The organism is Flavitalea antarctica, assembly GCF_054461535.1.
This window is the reverse complement of the sequence record NZ_JBTLQG010000016.1, coordinates 101,203-122,049: the sequence shown is the minus strand read 5'-3', so window position 1 is coordinate 122,049 and position 20,847 is coordinate 101,203. Positions and strand designations below refer to the sequence as shown.

Sequence of the window (20,847 nt, the reverse complement as noted above, 5' to 3'; positions counted from 1 at the left end):
CTATAACGGTGCCAATGCTGATGTTTCTGCCAAAGCAGTAACAATACCCCTTGAACGTGCCATCAATGGGGTGCCGGGTATGACCTATATGACCTCCACTTCGAGTAATAACGGGAACACACTTATCCAGGTTTTCTTTAAGGTAGGAACAGATCCGGACCTCGCAGCAGTTAACGTACAGAACCGTGTAACCACTGTGCTGGATGAATTGCCCGAAGAGGTTATCAAAGCCGGGGTATCTGCAGAAAAGGAAGTAAACAGTATGCTTCTTTACCTGAACGTGTACTCTGAAGATCCAAATGTAAACGAAGAATTCATCTACAACTTTGCAGACATCAACATACTCCAGGAGTTAAAACGTATCGATGGAGTTGGGTTGGTCGATATCATGGGTGCCCGGGATTATGCCATGCGGGTATGGCTGAAGCCTGACCGCATGCTTGCACATAACATCTCGACAACGGAGGTAGTGGACGTGTTACGTCAGCAGAACATCGAAGCTGCGCCCGGTGTTGCAGGCGAAAATTCCGGAAAGGATCACCAATCGAACCAGTATGTACTGAGGTACACAGGTAAGTTTAATACGCCTGAACAGTATTCAAATATTGTGTTGCGGGCAGACGCGGACGGCTCAATACTGAGATTAAAAGATATTGCTGATACGGAGTTTGGAACTTTCAGTTATGATATGACATCCAAAACTGACGGAAGGCCCTCTGCTTCAATAATGATCAAGCAAAGACCCGGATCAAATGCCCAGGAAGTTATCAAAAACATTAAAGCAAAGATGGCTGAGCTCGAGCAGACTACTTTTAGCCCGGGTATGAAATATAATTTTGCTTATGATGTTTCACGTTTCCTCGATGCATCAATCAATGAAGTTATAAAAACCCTGATCGAAGCATTTCTGCTGGTATTTGTCGTGGTATTTATTTTCCTGCAGGACTTTCGCTCTACGCTTATACCGGCATTGGCTGTGCCGGTTGCTTTGATTGGAACGCTGGCGTTCATGATGGCAATGAATTTTTCCATCAACCTCCTTACTTTATTTGCACTTGTTCTGGCAATAGGCATTGTGGTAGATAATGCAATCGTGGTTGTGGAGGCAGTGCATGTGAAAATGTCAGAAGAACATCTGGGCCCGATGGATGCCACGATTGCAGCAATGAAAGAAATAACAGGGGCCATTATAGTGATCACCCTCGTAATGTCTGCTGTGTTTATCCCGGTTGCGTTTCTATCAGGCCCGGTAGGAGTATTTTACCGGCAATTCTCACTCACGCTTGCCGTCGCGATCCTGATCTCCGGTATTAACGCACTTACACTCACGCCTGCACTTTGCGCCCTGATGTTGAAGCACCCCAATCCAAATCGTAAGGGGTTACTTCAAAAGTTTTATCGTGGTTTCAATAGAACTTATGATAAAACAGCGGGCGGTTATCTGAAACTTGCCGGCTTCGTAGCAAAAAGAAAATTTGTTACCGTTGGTTTGCTGGTATTGTTTTGTGTTGCCACCTGGGGTGTTGCCAGCGTATTACCCTCGGGCTTTATCCCGGGAGAAGACCAGGGAATTATATATGCGGATGTAGCAACGCCGCCCGGATCAACGCTTGAAAGAACAGAAAAGGTCCTTGATGAGATTGATAAAATCTCCAGGGAATTCGATGTTGTTGAAAACGTCAGCACACTTGCAGGATACAGTCTTGTTAGTGAAGTATCGGGAGCCTCTTATGGGATGGTGATGATAAACATGGCAGCCTGGGATGACAGAGATATTTCTGTTGCTGATCTTATCGACTCGTTAAATCGTAAAACAAAAAAGATAAGTGATGCAAAGATTGAATTCTTTCCTCCGCCAACTGTACCAGGGTTTGGAAATGCCAGTGGGTACGAATTAAGATTAATGGATAAGAACAGGAGTTCGGATATCAATCAGACTGCTGTAACTACCAATGCATTTATTGACGATCTGAAAGCAACTCCGCAAATCGGTTCAGCATTCACCAGCTTCGATCCGTCTTTCCCCCAGTACCTGATTCATGTGGACCAGGATATGGCTGCTAAAAAAGGAGTATCGGTAGATAATGCCATGAGTACATTACAGTCGCTTATCGGTAGCTACTATGCCACCAATTTTATAAGGTTCGGGCAGATGTACAAGGTGATGATACAGGCCTATCCTCAATACCGCGCAAAGCCCGAAGATATACTGGCACTTCATGTTAAAAATTCCCGCGGTGAAATGGTACCGTATTCCACCTTTGTGAAACTTGAACGTGTGTTCGGACCGGAACAAATTACTCGATACAACATGTATCCTTCCGCGCTCATAACCGGGGATGCAGCTCCAGGCTTCAGCACCGGTGATGCCATCGATGCGGTTGCAAAAACGGCACAGGAAAAACTGCCACGAGGCTATGATTTCGAATGGTCGGGGATGACCCGCGAACAGGTACTCTCGGGCGATCAGGCCGTATTTATTTTTCTCATCTCGCTGGTATTCGTATACCTCTTACTTAGTGCCCAGTATGAAAGCTTTCTGCTACCGTTGGCCGTTATACTCTCATTACCCACCGGTGTGTTTGGTGCCTTCATGTTTTTAAAACTGGCAGGTCTTGAAAACAATATTTATGCACAGGTCGCACTCGTTATGTTGATCGGTTTGCTTGGTAAAAATGCCATTCTCATCGTTGAGTTCGCCATTCAGCGGCGTGCGCAGGGATTGCCTATTCTGGAAGCTGCTCTCGGGGCGGCTGTTTCGAGATTAAGACCGATACTCATGACTTCCTTCGCATTCGTAGCAGGACTGATCCCATTATGTATCGCAAGTGGCGCGGGTGCCATGGGTAACAGATCCATAGGCACAGCGGCTGCAGGTGGTATGCTGATGGGCACGCTATTCGGGGTGCTGCTGGTGCCGGGTCTATATGTGATATTCGCGGCCCTGTCAGAATATAAACGCAAGCCCAAAAAAGCAAAAGCCCCGTCACTGTCGCATGATGTAACTGCACCTGTAGCAAATTGAGAAACCCTCAGCATTTATTACTGAAGGCCGATAAAAATTCTAACGATGAACAAAACTTATAGATATTTTTTTAAGAATAGTACTTCGCAACACTTACACAAAATTCACATCCCGACAATTGTAATGATCGTCCTGATCCTGTCAGGATGCAAAATTTCAAAACCGGTTATAGGTGACAAAGTAACCACACCTGAGAAGTATAATTTAAAAGACAGCACCCTGCAAACGGCAGCTGATTCAAACAGCATTGCATCCATCTCATGGAAAAACTTTTTTTCCAATCAAAAATTAACTAGCCTCATCGACCTGGCCCTGAACCATAATCCGGATCTGTTGATCACGATGCAACGAATCGAAATGGCTAACGCCATGTTGATGGCCCGCAAAGGCGCATTCTATCCAACAGTTGATGCGGTTGCAGCTGCTGGTGTGGAAAAATTTGGGGACTATACGCTCAACGGTGTAGGAAATTTTGATACGAACCTGTCACCTAATCTTGCTAAAGAACAACGCATTCCAAATCCCACACCCGAATTTTTGCTCGGCCTCAGAAGCTCCTGGGAAATCGATTTGTGGGGTAAACTAAAAAATCAGAAAAATGCAGCAAATGCCAGGTACCTGAAAGAGCAGCACTCGGCGATTTTTTTAAAAACGTTAATCGTCGCCGAGGTCGCTAAACTTTATTATAACCTTGCGGCTCTCGACAGTGAGATGGGCATCATACAAAAAAATATTGCCCTCCAGGAAAATGCGCTTGAAATAGTTAAGGTTCAGAAGGAAGCAGGTCGCGCAACAGAACTTGCGGTGCAGCAATTTAATGCCCAGCTGCTTTTTACTAAAGCTGCGGCTTACCGGGTAAAGCAGGATATAGTAGCGGCCGAAATGGATCTCAACAACTTGCTTGGAAGGTTTCCTGCTTCTATCTTGAGGGACAGTCTTAACAAGCTTGGGCCCATCAGCCAGGAACTCGAGGCCGGGCTCCCTTCACAATTGTTGTTGCGCCGTCCGGACATCAGGGCAGCTGAACTGGAACTTCTCGCTGCCAACGCGGACGTTAATGCCGCGCGGGCAGCATTTTACCCATCTCTTACTATCAATCCTTTCGCCGGGCTTAATGCTTTCAGTATTTCGATGTTGTTCAATGGCGCATCTTTGGCCTATGGTGTTGTTGGAGGACTTACCGCCCCCATTTTCAACCAAAAAAGAATCAGGGCGGCCTACAAAATCTCTATAGCAGAAAACCGTGAGGCCTACCAGGACTATAGGAAAAAGGTGATCAATGCTTACAGTGAAGTGCTCACACATCTAAACTCCATTGGAAATCTCAACAAAGCCTTTAACTTCAAGCAACAGGAGGTTGTTGCTCTTCAAAACGCCGTAAGTACTTCGCGCGATCTGTACCTGGCGGGAAGAGCATCTTATCTTGAAATAATTGCGGCGCAAAAGGTATTGCTTGAAGCGGAGATTGAATTAAATGAAATACAAAAGGAGCAATATCAGAACAAGATTGCCCTGTATCGCTCACTGGGCGGTGGTTGGAATTGAACCAGTGGAACAATTTTTTTACCGGTAGAAAAAATAATTGATACACCTGATATGATAGCCATACTTCCGAAGCCAAACGACCAGATGATCAGTGATGCTGTTGCTGCATATCCAGGCATATGCAGGGGATTTTTTTATGGGGTAGTTAACCAGGATGGAACGCTCCAGGTTACACATGTAACCGGCTCGGGGATGGTGTCCCTGACCGGTGCTGATGTACTTAACGCAGAAAGAATTGCCGAAGAAAACCAGGTGACCCTTCTTGGCATGTATGTTTCTCATCCCAATAAATCTTCCGTTCCGGACCCGTTGGAGGCAAGCATTGCGAAACCAGGATTTCACTACATCATCATCTCGGTAAGCCCCGAAGTATCTATCATAACCAGCTGCTGGAAACTTAATGCACAGTTGGAATTCGAACAGGTCAAAATCGTTAATTTTCAGTTTTTCTGATCTCTTAATTCATCAGGCATAGCTCATAAAATCATAATCAATTGCTTTCTTTAACTGAAACCGAGTATGCCAGGTACGCCCGTCATCTTCGCCTCAGCGGCTTTGGGGAATCTGCACAACTGAAGCTGAAGGCGGCCAGGGTTCTTGTAATTGGCGCCGGAGGTCTCGGCAGCCCGATATTGCTTTATCTGGCGGCTGCAGGTGTTGGAACGATAGGTATTGTTGATGATGATTATGTCGACATCAGCAATCTCCAGAGACAAATATTATTCGATACCCCAGACACCGGGCAGTCGAAGGCGGTAAGAGCAGCGGAAAAATTACGGCAGTTGAACCCTCATATAAATGTTATTGCGCACCATCAGAAAATCAGTTCAGCAAATGCCCTTGACATCATTAGAGATTATGATCTGATTGCTGATGGCTCTGATAATTTTCCAACACGTTATCTTATCAATGATGCGGCGGTTCTGTCAGGCAAGCCATTGGTATACGGATCTGTATTCAGGTTTGAAGGAGAGGTATCTGTTTTCAACCTCCTCAACAGTGACGGAAGCCGTGGCCCCAACTACCGTGACCTTTTTCCTGTATCTCCGTCACCCGAATCAGTTCCCGACTGTAGTGAAGCAGGAGTGCTGGGCATTTTACCCGGAATAATCGGATCGATCCAGGCTCTCGAAGTGTTGAAAATAGCGGCCGGGATTGGTAAAACATTGTCAGGAAAGATCTTTCATTTCGATTCCCTGGGGATGAGTAGTCAAACATTTACACTGAACCGCAGGGCAGATAACCCACTCAATGGTGAACATCCGACGATCGCCACACTGATAGACTATGAAGCTTTCTGCGCGGGCGCGGATCCCATCAATGAGATTACAGTAGATGAATTATTGCAACTGGGTGAGAAAAAAAAGGAATTCAGCCTGATTGATGTCAGGACAATAGCAGAATACAATGAGGCGAACATCGGGGGAAAACTAATTCCACTTGAAAGCCTGGTGGATGGATCTGTTGAATTGTTGCAGCAGCTTGATAAAAATTCCCGCTTAATATTTCATTGTAAAACCGGTAGCCGTTCAGTAAAAGCGATCAGGCTGTTAACCAGCAAATACGGGTTTGACAAAAAGAACCTCTCGAATCTAAAGGGTGGGATGGACGCCTATCTGAATCATGAGCGATCGCCTGGCTCCTGAGTTGTTTCTACTGCTTTCCTTTTCGATTCTTTCAGGTACTTGGCGCGGATCACGTCCTGAACGGGAACATTATCAATCTTGCTTTCGAGCCAGGAAATAATATCGAGATAAGCAAATGCACGGGTTTCAAACCTGCTCTTCTCCTGCTGTTTCAATTTTTCAAGCAGCTTTTCAAATTCTGGTTTCAATTGCCTGGGTGAGAGACTGAAAGTTCTTCTCAGGAACTTGAATATATACTCCTCGACAAGACTCAGATTTTCCATTTTCGCCATAAAGCGGTAAACCGACTTAAAGAGATACTCAAGCAGCTCAAAATTGCCGAGTTCATAATGCGCAATCAGGTGAAGCAGCCGGGCATAACACTGCAGGTCTGTACGAAGATCAACTTTCCAGTTAATGATCTTATTAAGATAATCCACTGTTGTTTCGTAGTCACCGCTGCCGAAATAAAGCGATGCGATCTTGTAATAAAACACCAATACCCGGTGACGGTCCAGGTAGAGATAATATTCCTTCAGCTTCTCTTCGATATAAGGCACCAGTTTGACACCTTCGCTGAATGTGCCTTCCATGAAGTGTTTGTTCAGCTTGGAGATGTGCAGATATACAAAAGTTTGAATACGGTTGTTGTAATTGTGACTTACGATGTCACTCTGTGAAAAATCTTCGAAGCGCTGAAGTACTTCATTGAACTTCTTATAATTCTGTAAATCAAAATGTGCACTCAGCAGGTTGTGCATTCCCTTGATATAATGTGCCGTCTCGACTTCAATCATAAATGGATCCTTACCGAACAGCTCAACCCAGCGACTCGTGTACCGGTAATACATCAGGAAGTCCTGCCGGATAAACGCGTACCAGCAATAACTCTGGTACAGATAAAGTTTCTCATAAAAACCCCTGGCCTCAGCCACGTTTTGAGGCAGGTGAGTGTCAAAAAACAATTGAATGGCCTGCTCATCTTTTTCGTTGCGGGCGAGGCCATTTTTGATGTACCAGCTGTATAACTGGAGCGAGAGGTTCGAAAGAACCGTAACCAGGACCAAACGGGTGTTTACTTCGTTTGATTGGGCAGTTAATTTGTCCGCCCGGTCCTGCATGCTGCGGGTGATATGCAGCGTTTCTATCTTTTTCTCGAAAAACAAAGCCTGCTGGAGGTAAGTCAGCTGATGATGATTCCTGGCAAATTCCTTCATCCGGTCAAGCACCTTGAGACTTTGGAGGTATAACCCTTTATTGTAGAGGATCCGGGCGTGATCCATTTGCTCATGTAGTTGAATATCAACGTTATCGTCTTGTTTAATGAGCCTTAGACTGCTAAGTATCTGGCGGTAGAGATGCGCTTTCATGTTGGAAAGCTGCTGTTTCCTTATGGTTTTGTTCCGTTGAAGCAATACCGTTTCGTCATATTCGTCCATCTTATCAAGTGCATCGAATAACTGCACGATCTTAAGATCCTCCCCCGCAGAGTGGCGGTTGACGTAGAGCTTAAAATTCCTCTTCTCTGACTTTTCCAGAGATTTTATAAGCTGAAACAGCGCATCTGTAGATCTGTTGGGCATCGTATATAAAAAACGTTAGAATCCTCTACTGCAGTATGTTTCAGCGAGTTCAATTATCCTTCAACCCTGTAATCTGACCTTTATTTTGATTTCCTTTCGACTTTAAATTAGGGTAATTTCGAAAGTTGTTGGTTCATAACTGGTTGATTTCGATACAAAAATAAACAACCGACCGCTTTTTTTGACAAAAAATTCAATCCCTTTTTTTATGGCCGAACAGAAAATATTCATCTTTGATACAACGCTCCGGGACGGAGAACAGGTGCCGGGTTGTAAGTTAAATGCCAAAGAAAAGATTGAGCTTGCGCTCGCCCTTGAGGACCTCGGCGTGGACATTATCGAAGCGGGTTTCCCTATCTCTTCACCCGGTGATTTTCAAAGCGTTAGCGATATCTCTAAGGTTATAAGCAATGCTACCGTCTGTGCCCTGAGCCGGGCTGTCCAGAAAGACATTGAGGTAGCTGGTGAGTCGCTGAAAAATGCCAAAAGGCCAAGGATCCATACCGGCATCGGAACTTCAGATTTCCATATAAAATCGAAATTCAATTCCAACCGGGAAGATATCCTCCAGAGAGCCATTCAATGTGTGAAGTGGGCAAAAAATTATACTGACGATGTTGAGTTCTACGCCGAAGATGCCGGTCGCACCGAAAACGAATACCTTGCCCGCGTAATTGAAGCAGTTATAGCTGCCGGTGCCACCACTGTGAATATACCGGATACTACGGGGTACTGCCTCCCTCACCAGTATGGTGAAAAAATCGCATATCTCAAAAATCATGTGTCGAATATTGATAAAGCGATAATCAGCTGTCATTGTCACAATGATCTTGGCCTGGCTACGGCTAATTCCATTGCGGGAGTAATGGCAGGGGCAAGGCAGATCGAGTGCACCATCAACGGCCTTGGCGAAAGAGCGGGGAACACTTCGCTTGAAGAAGTGGTAATGGTGATAAAGCAACACCAGAGCCTGGGCTTCTACACAGACATAAAAGCGAATAAACTGAACCCTATGAGCCGCCTGGTTTCGGAGACCATGCGCATGCCTGTTCAACCCAATAAAGCAATAGTAGGGGCAAATGCATTTTCGCATAGTTCGGGTATCCACCAGGATGGTTTCCTGAAAGACTCAACAACCTATGAGATCATCAATCCTGAAGACGTTGGTGCGGCAGGTTCCAAAATTGTGTTAACCGCGAGAAGTGGTCGCTCTGCACTTGCACACCGGTTTCATGTACTTGGGTTCCAGTTCACACGCAACGATATTGATGTATTGTACAATGAATTCTTAATTGTAGCCGACAACAAGCGGGAAGTGGAAGATGCAGATCTGAAAGAAATGGCTTCAGCTTATCAACCCGTTGTATCGGCTTAGTCATCGCAAAAACAACTTGCTTAAAACCACCATATGGGCAAAACACTATTTGAAAAGATCTGGGACAAACACGTAGTGCAGTCAATTCCTGACGGCCCCAGTGTTCTTTATATCGATAAGCATTTTATACACGAGGTAACATCACCACAGGCATTTAATGGCCTGGAGAAGCGTGGGCTCAAGGTTTTTCGTCCACAACAGATAGTAGCAACCGCTGATCATAATGTTCCGACAGAAAATCAACATCTGCCGATCAAAGACGAGTTATCGCGGAAACAGGTGCAGCAGTTAATCGAGAATTGTAAGAATCATGACATCGAATTGTATGGCCTTGGACATCCGTTCCAGGGCATTGTTCATATTATAGGGCCTGAACTTGGCATTACACAACCGGGTATGACCATCGTTTGTGGCGATAGTCACACTAGCACACACGGTGCTTTCGGTGCCATTGCATTCGGCATCGGTACCAGTGAGGTGGAAATGGTAATGGCAACACAATGTTTGCTTCAAAGCAAACCGAAGCTGATGCGTATCAATGTAGATGGCGAGTTAAATAAAGGCGTCGTTTCCAAAGACATCATCCTTTATATCATAGCAAAAATCTCTGCCAGTGGTGCCACTGGTTACTTTGTAGAATTTGCAGGTTCAGCTATCCGCAGCCTGTCAATGGAGGCCCGGATGACCATCTGTAATATGAGTATCGAGATGGGAGCCCGCGGAGGTATGATTGCACCTGATCAGACTACTTTTGATTATATGAAGGGACGATTGTTCGCCCCTTCGTCTGTTGGCGATAACCCACAGTGGGATAACCGGATGGAGTACTGGAAAGAATTATACAGTGACGAAGATGCGGTATTTGATAAGGAGATCAATATCCAGGGTTCAGATATAGACCCAATGATTACCTATGGTACAAATCCTGGGATGGGCATGAGCGTTAGTGGAATGATTCCTACTGAAAATGAAATGGATGAATCTGAAAGACTGTCATTCATAAAGTCTCTTAACTACATGGGTCTTCAGCCCGGGGCCAGAATCAAGGGTCAGAAAGTAGACTACGTATTTATTGGCAGCTGTACGAACGCACGTATCGAGGACCTTCGCCTGGTTGCCTCTTTTATAAAAGGTAAACATAAAGCAGACGGTGTTGAAGTTTGGGTAGTACCTGGGTCCAAACAGGTAGAAAAGCAGGCAATCGAAGAAGGAATTGATAAGGTACTTGAAGAAGCCGGCTTCAAACTGAGACAACCAGGTTGCTCGGCATGTCTTGGTATGAATGAAGACAAGATACCAGCAGGTAAATATTGCATCTCTACTTCAAACCGGAATTTTGAAGGGCGCCAGGGTCCGAATGCAAGAACCCTACTGGCCAGCCCACTCACTGCCGCAGCTGCAGCGATAACAGGGGTTGTAAGTGATGTAAGAGAGTTATTAGAAAACTAACACAAGATCCAAACGATGGGCAAAAGCATAAATATCATTCATTCAACAGTTGTACCGGTAGAAATAGAGAACGTAGATACCGATCAGATCATTCCTGCCCGCTTCCTTAAAGCGACCAGCAGGGCAGGTTTCGGAGATAATCTTTTCCGCGACTGGCGCTATGATAATAACAATCAACCAAAGCCGGATTTTGTGCTTAACGATCCGACTTATAAAGGCAAGATCATGGTTGCCGGCAAGAATTTTGGTTCAGGATCAAGCCGTGAACATGCGGCCTGGGCAATCAAAGACTATGGTTTTGATGTAGTGGTCAGCAGTTTTTTTGCTGACATATTCAAAAGCAACGCCCTGAACAATTTCCTGTTGCCTGTGCAGGTTTCCGATGAATTCCTGCAGAAGATCTTTGCGGTAGTGAAAGCTGATCCTGCTTCTACTGTTAATGTGAGTCTTGCGGATCAGACTATCACCATCGATAAAACCGGCGATACGGAAAGTTTCTATATCAACGATTACAAAAAGACCTGCATGCTGAACGGGTATGATGATATTGATTACCTGTTAAGCAACCGCGACGCGATCCTTGCATTTGAACGGAAGCACAAGGGAACACCAGATAGTGAAAAAGAAGAAACAGCATTAGTCACGAGTCAGAAATGAAACCATATGAATAAACAGATTGTAGTTATTGAAGGCGATGGTATTGGTCCGGAAGTTACCCGGCAGGCAATCCGTGTGTTGAACGCAGTTGCCGAGCAATTTCACCACCAGTTTAATTATAAGTATTGCCTCATGGGCGCTGATGCCATCGATAAAACCGGCAATCCGCTGCCAGATGAAACGATTGAAGCCGCTTTAAGCAGTGATGCTATTTTATTTGGTGCGATCGGGCATCCGAAGTATGATAATGATCCTACAGCTAAAGTAAGGCCTGAACAGGGGTTGCTGAAGCTCAGGAAGTCATTACAGTTGTTTGCCAATATCAGGCCGGTCAACACCTACACCGCGCTGCATCATCTATCACCCTTAAAAACCAAAAATATCGAGGGTGTTGATTTTGTGATCTATCGCGAACTGACAGGAGGTATTTATTTCGGAAAAAAAGAGATCAACGAAGAAAAAACAGTCGCTACTGACGACTGTACTTATACTAAGGAAGAGATCGAACGCGTGTCTCATCTTGCTTTTCAACATGCGCAGAAAAGAAGGAAAAAGCTTACACTGGTAGATAAAGCCAATGTGCTGGAAACTTCCCGGTTATGGCGCAAAGTTATCCAGGACATGGCACCGGCATATGCTGATGTAGCTGTTGATTTCCTGTTTGTTGACAATGCTGCCATGCAGATTATCCTGAACCCAAAACAGTTTGATGTTATCCTGACCGAAAACATGTTTGGTGATATTATCAGCGATGAGGCCAGTGTGATCACAGGTTCACTGGGTTTATTGCCATCGGCGTCTATTGGTAAAGGTGCTGCTCTTTTCGAACCCATCCACGGTTCTTACCCGCAGGCCACAGGTAAAGACATCGCAAACCCACTTGGATCAATACTTTCAGCAGCAATGTTGCTGGATCATTTTGGTCTCGGTACAGAGGCGGCGCTGGTAAGAGAAGCAGTGGAATGGACATTGGTAAACGGATTTGTTACCCGTGATATCGACTCAACAAACTTCTATTCCACCACAACGATCGGTGAACTGGTAAGTGATTTTGTGACCAAGCGTACACCAGACGGAGTCAGCAAATCCAATATAGAGTTGAGAAACTCCACAATAATCTAAAGGCAGTTAAGTGCTGAGTTACTCATAACTCATAATTCACCACTCATAACTTTCTTTACTAAGTTCTTTGTTTTTTTAGGGGCGGTTCGTATATTCGTGGTATACACCTCACGATGTTGAATACCAGGAAAAATAATATTGTTGTAAAACTAATCACAGTCCTTATTGTGGTCGTCATTATTATACCTGCATTTAACGGAGGAGGAGCTATCGTATAAATACAAAAAATTAAAAGATACAAAGCGACCCGCCTCCAAAAAGGCGGGTCGCTTTTTTTTCACCGCTTGTCAAAAATAGTTACACTATGGCTGGTTATTATAATGAGAATACACTGATTTATCTGAACGGAAGTTTCGTCCGGGCAGCAGAAGCAAAGGTAGATTTGTTTGGTCAGACCCTGCATTACGGGTACGGCGTATTTGAAGGGATTCGTTCTTACCGCACAGTAAGTGGAGAAACAAAGATCTTCAAAGCTGAAGAACATTATGAACGACTGAAACAATCAGCACTTGCCCTGAATCTGCCATATGAATACGAGGCTGACACGCTGATCAGTGCAACTTATGAACTGCTAAGGATGAACGCTCTGCAGGATGCATATATCAGGCCGCTGATCTATTGCCCGGCGAATATGAGTTTCAACAGGAATACAGAATCGTATCTCATGATAGCGGTCTGGAAGATGGAACCATTCCTTGGCAACAGTTTGTTGAAAGTGATGACCTCATCCTTTCAGCGTCCTAATCCCAGGGGCTTTAAGATCCATGCAAAAGGTACCGGCCACTATGTAAACTCAATCCTGGCCAGCCAGGAAGCCAAGGCGGCCGGTTACGACGAAGCACTGTTGTCTGATATGAATGGTTTTGTTGCTGAAGGTCCGGGTGCGAATATGTTTTATGAGAAGGACGGAAAGATCTTTACCCCTGCGTTGGGTAATATCCTTCCTGGTATCACCCGTTCAACGGTGCTCGACATTTGTCGCGAGGCAGGTATAGTGGTCGAAGAAACGTTCTTTACGACCGAGGCGATCAAAGGAGCCGACGCTGCATTTTTCTGTGGTACAGCTGCTGAAGTTATAGGCTGGGAGTCCATTGATGGAATTCCGTTCAACAAAGAGTGGAACGACACGTTGAGCAGGCAGATCCAGCTTGCATATAAAAATAGGGTTATTGAAAGGGCGGTACTGGCCGACATCGAGCCAATAAATAAACTTGGGCAACTGGTGTAGCCTTCCTCATAACATAAGACTGACATTACCATAAACCGGCAAACGAACCGCAGAAAAAATCAGGATGAACAAAGAGTTAAACAAATATTCGAAGACATTTACCCAGGATGAAACACAGCCTGCGGCTCAAGCCATGTTGTATGGTATTGGCCTCACAGACGCTGATATGAACAAAGCGCAGGTGGGTATTGCGAGCATGGGTTATGATGGCAACACCTGCAACATGCATTTGAACGAGCTTGCCTCTGTTATCAAAAAGGGGGTTTGGGAGAATGACCTGGTGGGATTGACCTTTCATACAATTGGCGTGAGCGATGGAATGAGTAACGGTACCGATGGTATGCGTTATTCACTGGTTAGCCGCGATCTTATTGCTGACAGCATTGAAGCCGTTTGTGGTGCACAGTATTATGATGCGGTGATAACCGTGCCCGGCTGTGATAAAAACATGCCTGGTTCAATCATGGCGATGGGTCGCCTGAACAGACCTTCCATTATGGTTTATGGTGGCACTATTGCACCGGGACACTATAAAGGACAGGATCTGAACATTGTTTCTGCCTTTGAAGCACTTGGTCAAAAGATAGCCGGTAACCTTAGTGTTGAGGATTTCAGGGGAATTATAAAACACACCTGTCCCGGGGCTGGCGCATGCGGTGGCATGTACACTGCTAACACGATGGCTTCCGCTATTGAGGCGCTGGGTATGAGCCTTCCTTACTCGTCATCAAACCCCGCATTAAGCGAAGAAAAACAGCAGGAGTGCCGCGATGCAGGTAAGGCGATCAGGATACTGCTGGAAAAAGACATCAAGCCATCAGATATCATGACCCGCGAAGCATTTGAAAATGCGATGACTGTTATCATGGTGCTTGGCGGATCAACCAATGCGGTTCTTCATTTTATTGCCATTGCGAAATCAGTTGGATTATCCGTAACCCAGGATGATTTCCAGGCCATCAGCAACAGGATACCAGTGCTTGCTGACCTTAAACCAAGTGGAAAATACCTTATGCAGGATCTCCATGAACATGGTGGCGTTCCGGCAGTAATGCGTTACCTGCTTGACCAGGGGTTGCTGCATGGAGACTGCCTTACCGTTACCGGTAAAACCCTGAAGGAAAACCTGGCGGACATTGCACCTATTAACTTTGAAACTCAGAAAATATTATATCCCCTCGAGCACCCGATCAAACCAACCGGCCACCTGCAGATATTGTATGGCAACCTTGCCGAAGGCGGTAGTGTGGCTAAGATCACCGGTAAAGAAGGTGAGAAGTTCAGCGGTCCTGCGCGTGTGTTTGACGGCGAGCAGATGCTCATATCAGGTATCAGTTCGGGCCGGGTGCAGCCAGGCGATGTGGTCGTTATAAAAAATGAGGGACCCAAAGGGGCGCCCGGTATGCCTGAAATGCTGAAACCCACATCTGCGCTCATTGGTGCAGGGCTTGGAAAAAGCGTTGCTTTGATTACTGATGGCCGTTTCAGCGGAGGTACACATGGTTTTGTAGTGGGCCATATTACACCTGAGGCTTATGAAGGTGGACTTATCGGTTTTGTTGAAGATGGCGATATTATTGAACTCGATGCGATAAATAATACTATTCACCTGAAAGTACCGGATTCGGTTATAGCTGAACGTAAGAAGGCGTGGAAGAAGCCGGAGCTTAAAGTAAAAAAAGGACTGTTATATAAATACGCCCTCAGCGTCAAGAATGCGGCGGAAGGATGTGTTACGGATGAGTTGTGAGTTATGAGTTGTGAGTTATGAGTTGTGAGTTATGAGTTGTACAAAATAAACATCACACATATCTTAAGCGTTCATAACTAACTCAAAAACTAATTCATATCTCATAACTCATCACTCATCACTAAATTAAGTCGTCAATTAATAAAAATCATTTATGAGTACAATCGAAATCACACCCAAACCAGAAGTAAAGAAAACCACGACGAAAAGTGTTGAATCTGTGAGTGGCTCCGTCGCCGTGCTTGACGCTTTGCTTACAGAGGGCTCTGATATCATTTTTGGCTACCCCGGTGGCGCCATCATGCCAATTTATGATGCGTTGTATGACTACCAGGAAAGGATAAAACACATACTTGTCAGGCACGAACAGGGCGCTATTCACGCGGCCCAGGGCTTTGCCCGCAGTTCCGGCAAAGTGGGTGTTGTGTTTGCTACCAGTGGTCCTGGTGCAACGAACCTGGTAACGGGTCTCGCAGATGCCATGATTGACAGTACTCCGCTCGTATGTATCACCGGGCAGGTATTTGCTCACCTGTTGGGTACTGATGCTTTCCAGGAAACTGATGTTATCAATATTACCACACCGGTTACCAAATGGAACTACCAGGTGACCGATGCTTCGGAAATTCCTGCGACACTTGCCAAGGCTTTTTACATTGCACGCAGCGGCAGACCGGGTCCGGTATTAATTGATATCACGAAAAACGCACAGCTGCAGAAGTTTGATTATGCTGGTTATGAAATATGCAATCATATCCGGAGTTATCGTCCAAAACCAATCATCCGGAAAAAATATATTGAAGAAGCAGCGAAGCTCATCAATGAAGCTCAGAAGCCGTTTGTGATCTGGGGCCAGGGCGTAATCCTGGGCAAAGCTGAACATGAATTCACAAAATTTATTGAGAAAACAGGGATCCCTTCTGCCTGGACAATACTGGGTGAAAGTGCCATTCCAACTGATCATCCGCTGAATGTGGGAATGCTTGGTATGCATGGGAATTATGGACCCAATGTGCTGACCAATGAGTGTGATGTACTCATCGCGATAGGAATGCGCTTTGACGACAGGGTAACCGGACGTCTCGACAAATATGCCAAACAGGCAAAAGTGATCCACCTGGATATCGATCCTGCCGAGATAGACAAAAATGTAAAAGCAACGGTGGGAGTGTGGGGAGATTGTAAGGAAACCTTACCCATGCTGACCGAACTGGTTGAACAAAAAGTTTATCCAGCCTGGTTACAAAAGTTCCGTGAATTTGAAGAACAGGAGCAGGAACTGTGCATTATTCCGGAAATGAATCCGACTTCGGAAATCCTGTCGATGGGTGAGGTGATAAAAGCACTTAACGAATTAACGTTAGGCAATGCAATCATTGTGACTGATGTGGGCCAGCACCAGATGGTTGCCTGTCGTTACGCAAAATTCAACCAGACAAAAAGTAACATAACCAGCGGTGGTCTGGGAACCATGGGCTTTGCTTTACCTGCCGCAATAGGTGCAAAGTTTGGGGACCAGGACCGCACAGTGGTCGCAATTATTGGTGATGGTGGTTTCCAGATGACTATCCAGGAGTTGGGAACGATCATGCAAAGCAAGGTTAATGTGAAGATCCTGATCTTGAATAATGAGTTCCTGGGGATGGTTCGTCAATGGCAGCAGCTGTTCCATGATAAGAGATATTCCTTTGTTGACATTACCAGTCCCGACTTCGTGGCCGTTGCTAAAGGATATTATATCGAGGGTAATAAGGTGACTGAAAGAGCGAAGTTGAAAGATGCTTTGAAAACAATGTTGGATCACGATGGATCGTACTTGCTTGAGGTGATGGTTGGAAAAGAAAATAATGTATTCCCGATGGTGCCGCAGGGCTGCAGCGTTGCCGAGATCCGGTTGAAGTAAAAGCTTTTGGAAAGCCAGACCTGGACAAGGACGGAATGCAAATATTTGATTGGGAATGCAAATCCTCCATCAATCGAACAGTGATAAAATTATTATATGAAACAGGAATTCACAGTTACAGTATATACCGAAAATCAAATCGGTTTGTTGAACAGGATAGCCATCATTTTTTCCCGCCGGAAAATCAGTGTTGAAAGCCTGAATACATCGCCATCTGAAATCGAGGGTATTCACCGTTTTACCATTGTTATCAATGAGACCGAAGAGGTGGTAAAGAAACTTGCAAGACAGATTGAAAAACAGGTCGATGTGCTGAAGGCCTTTTACAATACAGATGAAGAAATAATCTGGCAGGAGCTGGCATTGTATAAAGTTTCTACTGATGCCATTGCTGAGAAAGTGAAAGTTGAGCGTTTACTCCGCGAATACGGGGCTCGTGCTGTTGTGATCCGGAAAGACTATACCATTTTCGAAACAAGTGGTCATCGTGAAGAAACTGACCGGCTGGTCACTGTACTTGAGCCGTATGGACTGATAGAGTTTGTACGTAGTGCACGTGTGGCAATCATCAAGGCAAGCAGTGGTTTCCACGAACGCCTCAAAGAATTTGAAAAAGTTGAACCGGGTGAAGAGCTCGTTGAAAACGAGTTCCTCGACAAACAGGATGAAGTGTTCACGATGTAATCCAATCCGGGTTCACTTTTCCACAATGACAACCCAGTATCAGTAATCATTATTCAACCTAATCTAAATCATTAAATCTTTAGTTCACAAATCACACTTTAAACATAAAATCATGGCAAAACTAAATTTCGGGGGCGTGGAAGAAAATGTAGTAACACGCGAAGAATTCCCGCTGGCTAAAGCTCAGGAGGTCCTGAAAAACGAAGTGGTAGCAGTAATCGGTTACGGTGTACAGGGCCCGGGCCAGGCATTGAATCAGAAAGATAATGGCATCAATGTTATTGTAGGTCAGCGGAAAGACTCTAAAACCTGGGACAAAGCAATCAAAGACGGTTTCGTACCCGGCAAAACCCTGTTCGAAATTGAAGAGGCACTTGAAAGAGGAACGATAATTTGTTATTTGCTGAGCGATGCTGCACAAATACAATTGTGGCCAACGGTAAAGAAACATCTTACTCCAGGAAAGGCCCTGTATTTTTCGCACGGCTTCGGAATTACTTTTAATGAACAGTCTAATATTATACCTCCTAAGGACGTCGACGTTTTTCTTGTAGCTCCGAAAGGATCAGGTACTTCTTTGCGCCGGATGTTCCTGCAGGGTCGTGGCCTTAACAGCAGTTATGCGATCTTCCAGGATGCTACCGGCAGGGCAAAAGAGAGAGTTATAGCACTTGGTATTGCCGTTGGAAGCGGATACCTGTTTGAGACAGATTTCAGAAAAGAAGTTTACTCGGATCTGACTGGCGAAAGAGGTACACTGATGGGCGCGATCCAGGGAATCTTCGCCGCGCAGTACGAAGTGTTGCGCAAGAAAGGTCATACTCCTTCGGAAGCATTCAACGAAACCGTTGAAGAACTGACTCAATCACTGATGCCACTTGTTGCTGAAAATGGAATGGACTGGATGTACGCAAACTGTTCAACTACAGCACAACGTGGTGCTCTCGACTGGTGGAAAAAATTCAGGGATGCAACCTTACCGGTATTTACGGAACTATATGAGAGTGTTGCATCGGGAAAAGAAGCTGCCAAATCAATTGAAAGCAACAGCAAGGCAGATTACCGTGAAAAGCTTGAAGTGGAATTGAAAGAATTAAGGGATAGCGAATTATGGCAGGCTGGAAAAACTGTCAGATCTCTTCGTCCTGAAAATCAAAAGGTGGAAGAAGCAGGCAAGAAAGTACCGGCTTCAGCAAACTGATTATAGCATTTGAGTGCCGGATCAAAAATTGATGTTCGTTCAGCGCATCACGAATTATGATTCGTATCGCGGATCACAGAACTATGATTCGTATCGCGGATCACGAAATTGATTCGGACAACGGATCAAAGAATTATGATTCGGACAACGGATCAAAGAATTATGATTCGGATAACGGATCAAAGAATATGATTCGGACATTATCAGATAGCGAATGCTTTTTGTAACCTTTTGAAAGATTATCCTGTAACTGATATCAGAAAGAGGCTGCAAAAAGCATTTGCTTTTTATAGCGGGAAAAATAAACATTATGGAAGTTCCGACAAATACGAAACCCTTGCTCGACTTTGAAGCTGCTGCAAAACGGTTACATAAAATTATTAATCGCACACCGCTCACCTATAATAATAACCTCAGCCGTAAGTTTCACTGCGATGTGTACCTGAAACGGGAAGATTTACAGGTCGTACGTTCCTATAAATTAAGAGGGGCTTATAATATGATGAGCAGCCTGCCTGCAGAAGATCTTCAGCAAGGTGTTGTAACTGCCAGCGCCGGTAATCATGCCCAGGGTTTCGCATATTCATGCCGCAAACTTAATGTGAGGGGTGTAGTGTTTATGCCCATCATCACCCCAAATCAAAAAGTGTCACAAACAAAAATGTTTGGTGCGGAAAATATTGAGGTAAAGCTTGTCGGGGATACTTTTGACGATTGTGCTGTCGCAGCAAAACAGTATACAGAAGATAATGGGATGACTTTTATCCCCCCATTTGATGATTACCGCATCATTGAGGGTCAGGCCACGGTGGGCCTTGAAATTTTACAGGATAAATCGGATATCGATTTCCTCTTTATGCCGGTCGGTGGAGGAGGGCTCAGTGCAGGCGTTGGATCTTATTTTAAAACTTATTCACCCAAAACAAAACTCATTGGCCTGGAGCCGGAAGGGGCACCATCGATGCTCGCGGCATTTAAGCAGGGTCACCCGGTTACGCTCGAGAACATAGAGAGATTTGTGGATGGAGCTTCGGTAAAACGAGTGGGCGATCTGACCTATAGTATCTGTAAAGATGTACTGGACGGCATGCATCTTGTTCCGGAAGGAAGGATATGTTCAACCATTCTGCAATTGTATAATGAAGACGCCATTGTTGTTGAGCCCGCCGGTGCTATGTCCATTTCTGCACTGGAAGATTTCGCTGATCAGATCAGGGGCAAACAGGTTGTATGCATTGTAAGCGGAAGCAACAATGATATAGACAGGATGCAGGAAATAAAGGAACGTAGTCTTCAATACGAAGGTCTTAAACATTATTTCCTTATCCGGTTTGCGCAACGGCCCGGTGCTTTGAAGGAGTTCGTGAATCATGTGCTCGGGCCCGATGATGATATCACGAGGTTTGAATATATGCAAAAGCATAACAAAGAAACCGGACCCGCACTGGTAGGGATTGAATTAAAAAGCAAAAAGGATTATGAAGTTTTGCTGCTGAACATGCAGCGCTATCATATCACATTCACAGAACTGAATAAAAATGATAGCCTCTTCGGTTATCTTGTTTAGAGATACCTCTTCGGTTATCTTGTTTAGAGATGCGTGATCGGTTATCTTGTTTAGAGATACGTGATCGGTTATCTTGTATAACGATACCTGATCGGTAACCTTGTTTAGAAATACTTAATCGGTGATCTCGTTT

15 protein-coding genes are annotated in these 20,847 nt (G+C 45.0%); 14 read left to right on the top strand and 1 reads right to left on the bottom strand.

Annotated features, from left to right (window positions below):
• The 4 genes from ACX0G7_RS15605 to ACX0G7_RS15590 form a co-directional block, all read left to right on the top strand.
• The coding region (locus ACX0G7_RS15605; RefSeq protein ID WP_458924432.1) for an efflux RND transporter permease subunit at window positions 1-3,025 on the top strand (3,025 nt) is incomplete at its 5' end.
• Window positions 3,026-3,070: 45 nt separating this feature from the next.
• Window positions 3,071-4,570 (top strand): efflux transporter outer membrane subunit, encoded by a 1,500-nt coding sequence (locus ACX0G7_RS15600; RefSeq protein WP_458924431.1) that lies wholly within the window; start codon window positions 3,071-3,073, stop codon window positions 4,568-4,570.
• Window positions 4,571-4,621: 51 nt separating this feature from the next.
• Window positions 4,622-5,023 carry a hypothetical protein gene (locus tag ACX0G7_RS15595; protein WP_458924430.1) on the top strand — a complete coding sequence of 134 codons (402 nt, stop codon included), beginning with the start codon at window positions 4,622-4,624 and terminating at the stop codon, window positions 5,021-5,023.
• A gap of 41 nt (window positions 5,024-5,064) precedes the next feature.
• A complete protein-coding gene (locus tag ACX0G7_RS15590) occupies window positions 5,065-6,216 on the top strand; it encodes a ThiF family adenylyltransferase (RefSeq protein WP_458924429.1) in 1,152 nt (383 codons plus the stop codon).
• On the opposite strand, the gene ACX0G7_RS15585 is transcribed toward ACX0G7_RS15590, so the two are convergent.
• Window positions 6,192-7,778, bottom strand: a complete 1,587-nt coding sequence (locus ACX0G7_RS15585) for a hypothetical protein (RefSeq protein ID WP_458924428.1) — start codon at window positions 7,776-7,778, stop codon at window positions 6,192-6,194. The genes ACX0G7_RS15590 and ACX0G7_RS15585 overlap by 25 nt on opposite strands.
• Before the next feature lie 208 nt (window positions 7,779-7,986).
• Here ACX0G7_RS15585 and ACX0G7_RS15580 point away from each other — a divergent pair, with 208 nt between their 5' ends.
• From ACX0G7_RS15580 to ilvA, 10 genes are all read left to right on the top strand, one after another.
• A complete protein-coding gene (locus ACX0G7_RS15580) occupies window positions 7,987-9,153 on the top strand; it encodes a 2-isopropylmalate synthase (protein WP_458924427.1) in 1,167 nt (388 codons plus the stop codon).
• A 33-nt stretch (window positions 9,154-9,186) separates the two neighbouring features.
• Window positions 9,187-10,602: a 3-isopropylmalate dehydratase large subunit gene (leuC, locus tag ACX0G7_RS15575; RefSeq protein WP_458924426.1), complete on the top strand. Its 1,416-nt coding sequence runs from the start codon at window positions 9,187-9,189 to the stop codon at window positions 10,600-10,602.
• Window positions 10,603-10,617: 15 nt separating this feature from the next.
• Window positions 10,618-11,259, top strand: a complete 642-nt coding sequence (gene leuD / locus ACX0G7_RS15570) for a 3-isopropylmalate dehydratase small subunit (RefSeq protein WP_458924425.1) — start codon at window positions 10,618-10,620, stop codon at window positions 11,257-11,259.
• A gap of 6 nt (window positions 11,260-11,265) precedes the next feature.
• Window positions 11,266-12,381: a 3-isopropylmalate dehydrogenase gene (gene leuB / locus ACX0G7_RS15565; protein ID WP_458924424.1), complete on the top strand. Its 1,116-nt coding sequence runs from the start codon at window positions 11,266-11,268 to the stop codon at window positions 12,379-12,381.
• Window positions 12,382-12,685: 304 nt separating this feature from the next.
• Window positions 12,686-13,609 carry a branched-chain-amino-acid transaminase gene (gene ilvE / locus ACX0G7_RS15560; protein WP_458924423.1) on the top strand — a complete coding sequence of 308 codons (924 nt, stop codon included), beginning with the start codon at window positions 12,686-12,688 and terminating at the stop codon, window positions 13,607-13,609.
• A 64-nt stretch (window positions 13,610-13,673) separates the two neighbouring features.
• Complete coding sequence (gene ilvD, locus ACX0G7_RS15555; protein ID WP_458924422.1) at window positions 13,674-15,359, top strand: dihydroxy-acid dehydratase; 1,686 nt, start codon at window positions 13,674-13,676, stop codon at window positions 15,357-15,359.
• A gap of 154 nt (window positions 15,360-15,513) precedes the next feature.
• Window positions 15,514-17,262, top strand: a complete 1,749-nt coding sequence (gene ilvB, locus ACX0G7_RS15550; RefSeq protein ID WP_458924421.1) for a biosynthetic-type acetolactate synthase large subunit — start codon at window positions 15,514-15,516, stop codon at window positions 17,260-17,262.
• 96 nt (window positions 17,263-17,358) lie between these two features.
• The gene (gene ilvN / locus ACX0G7_RS15545; RefSeq protein ID WP_458924420.1) at window positions 17,359-17,946 is read left to right on the top strand and encodes an acetolactate synthase small subunit; all 588 of its coding nucleotides are present in this window, start codon (window positions 17,359-17,361) and stop codon (window positions 17,944-17,946) included.
• A 112-nt stretch (window positions 17,947-18,058) separates the two neighbouring features.
• Window positions 18,059-19,147 (top strand): ketol-acid reductoisomerase, encoded by a 1,089-nt coding sequence (gene ilvC / locus ACX0G7_RS15540; protein WP_458924419.1) that lies wholly within the window; start codon window positions 18,059-18,061, stop codon window positions 19,145-19,147.
• A 310-nt stretch (window positions 19,148-19,457) separates the two neighbouring features.
• Entirely contained in the window at window positions 19,458-20,714 is a 1,257-nt protein-coding gene (ilvA, locus tag ACX0G7_RS15535; RefSeq protein ID WP_458924418.1) for a threonine ammonia-lyase, read from the top strand.
• Window positions 20,715-20,847: the final 133 nt, after the last annotated feature.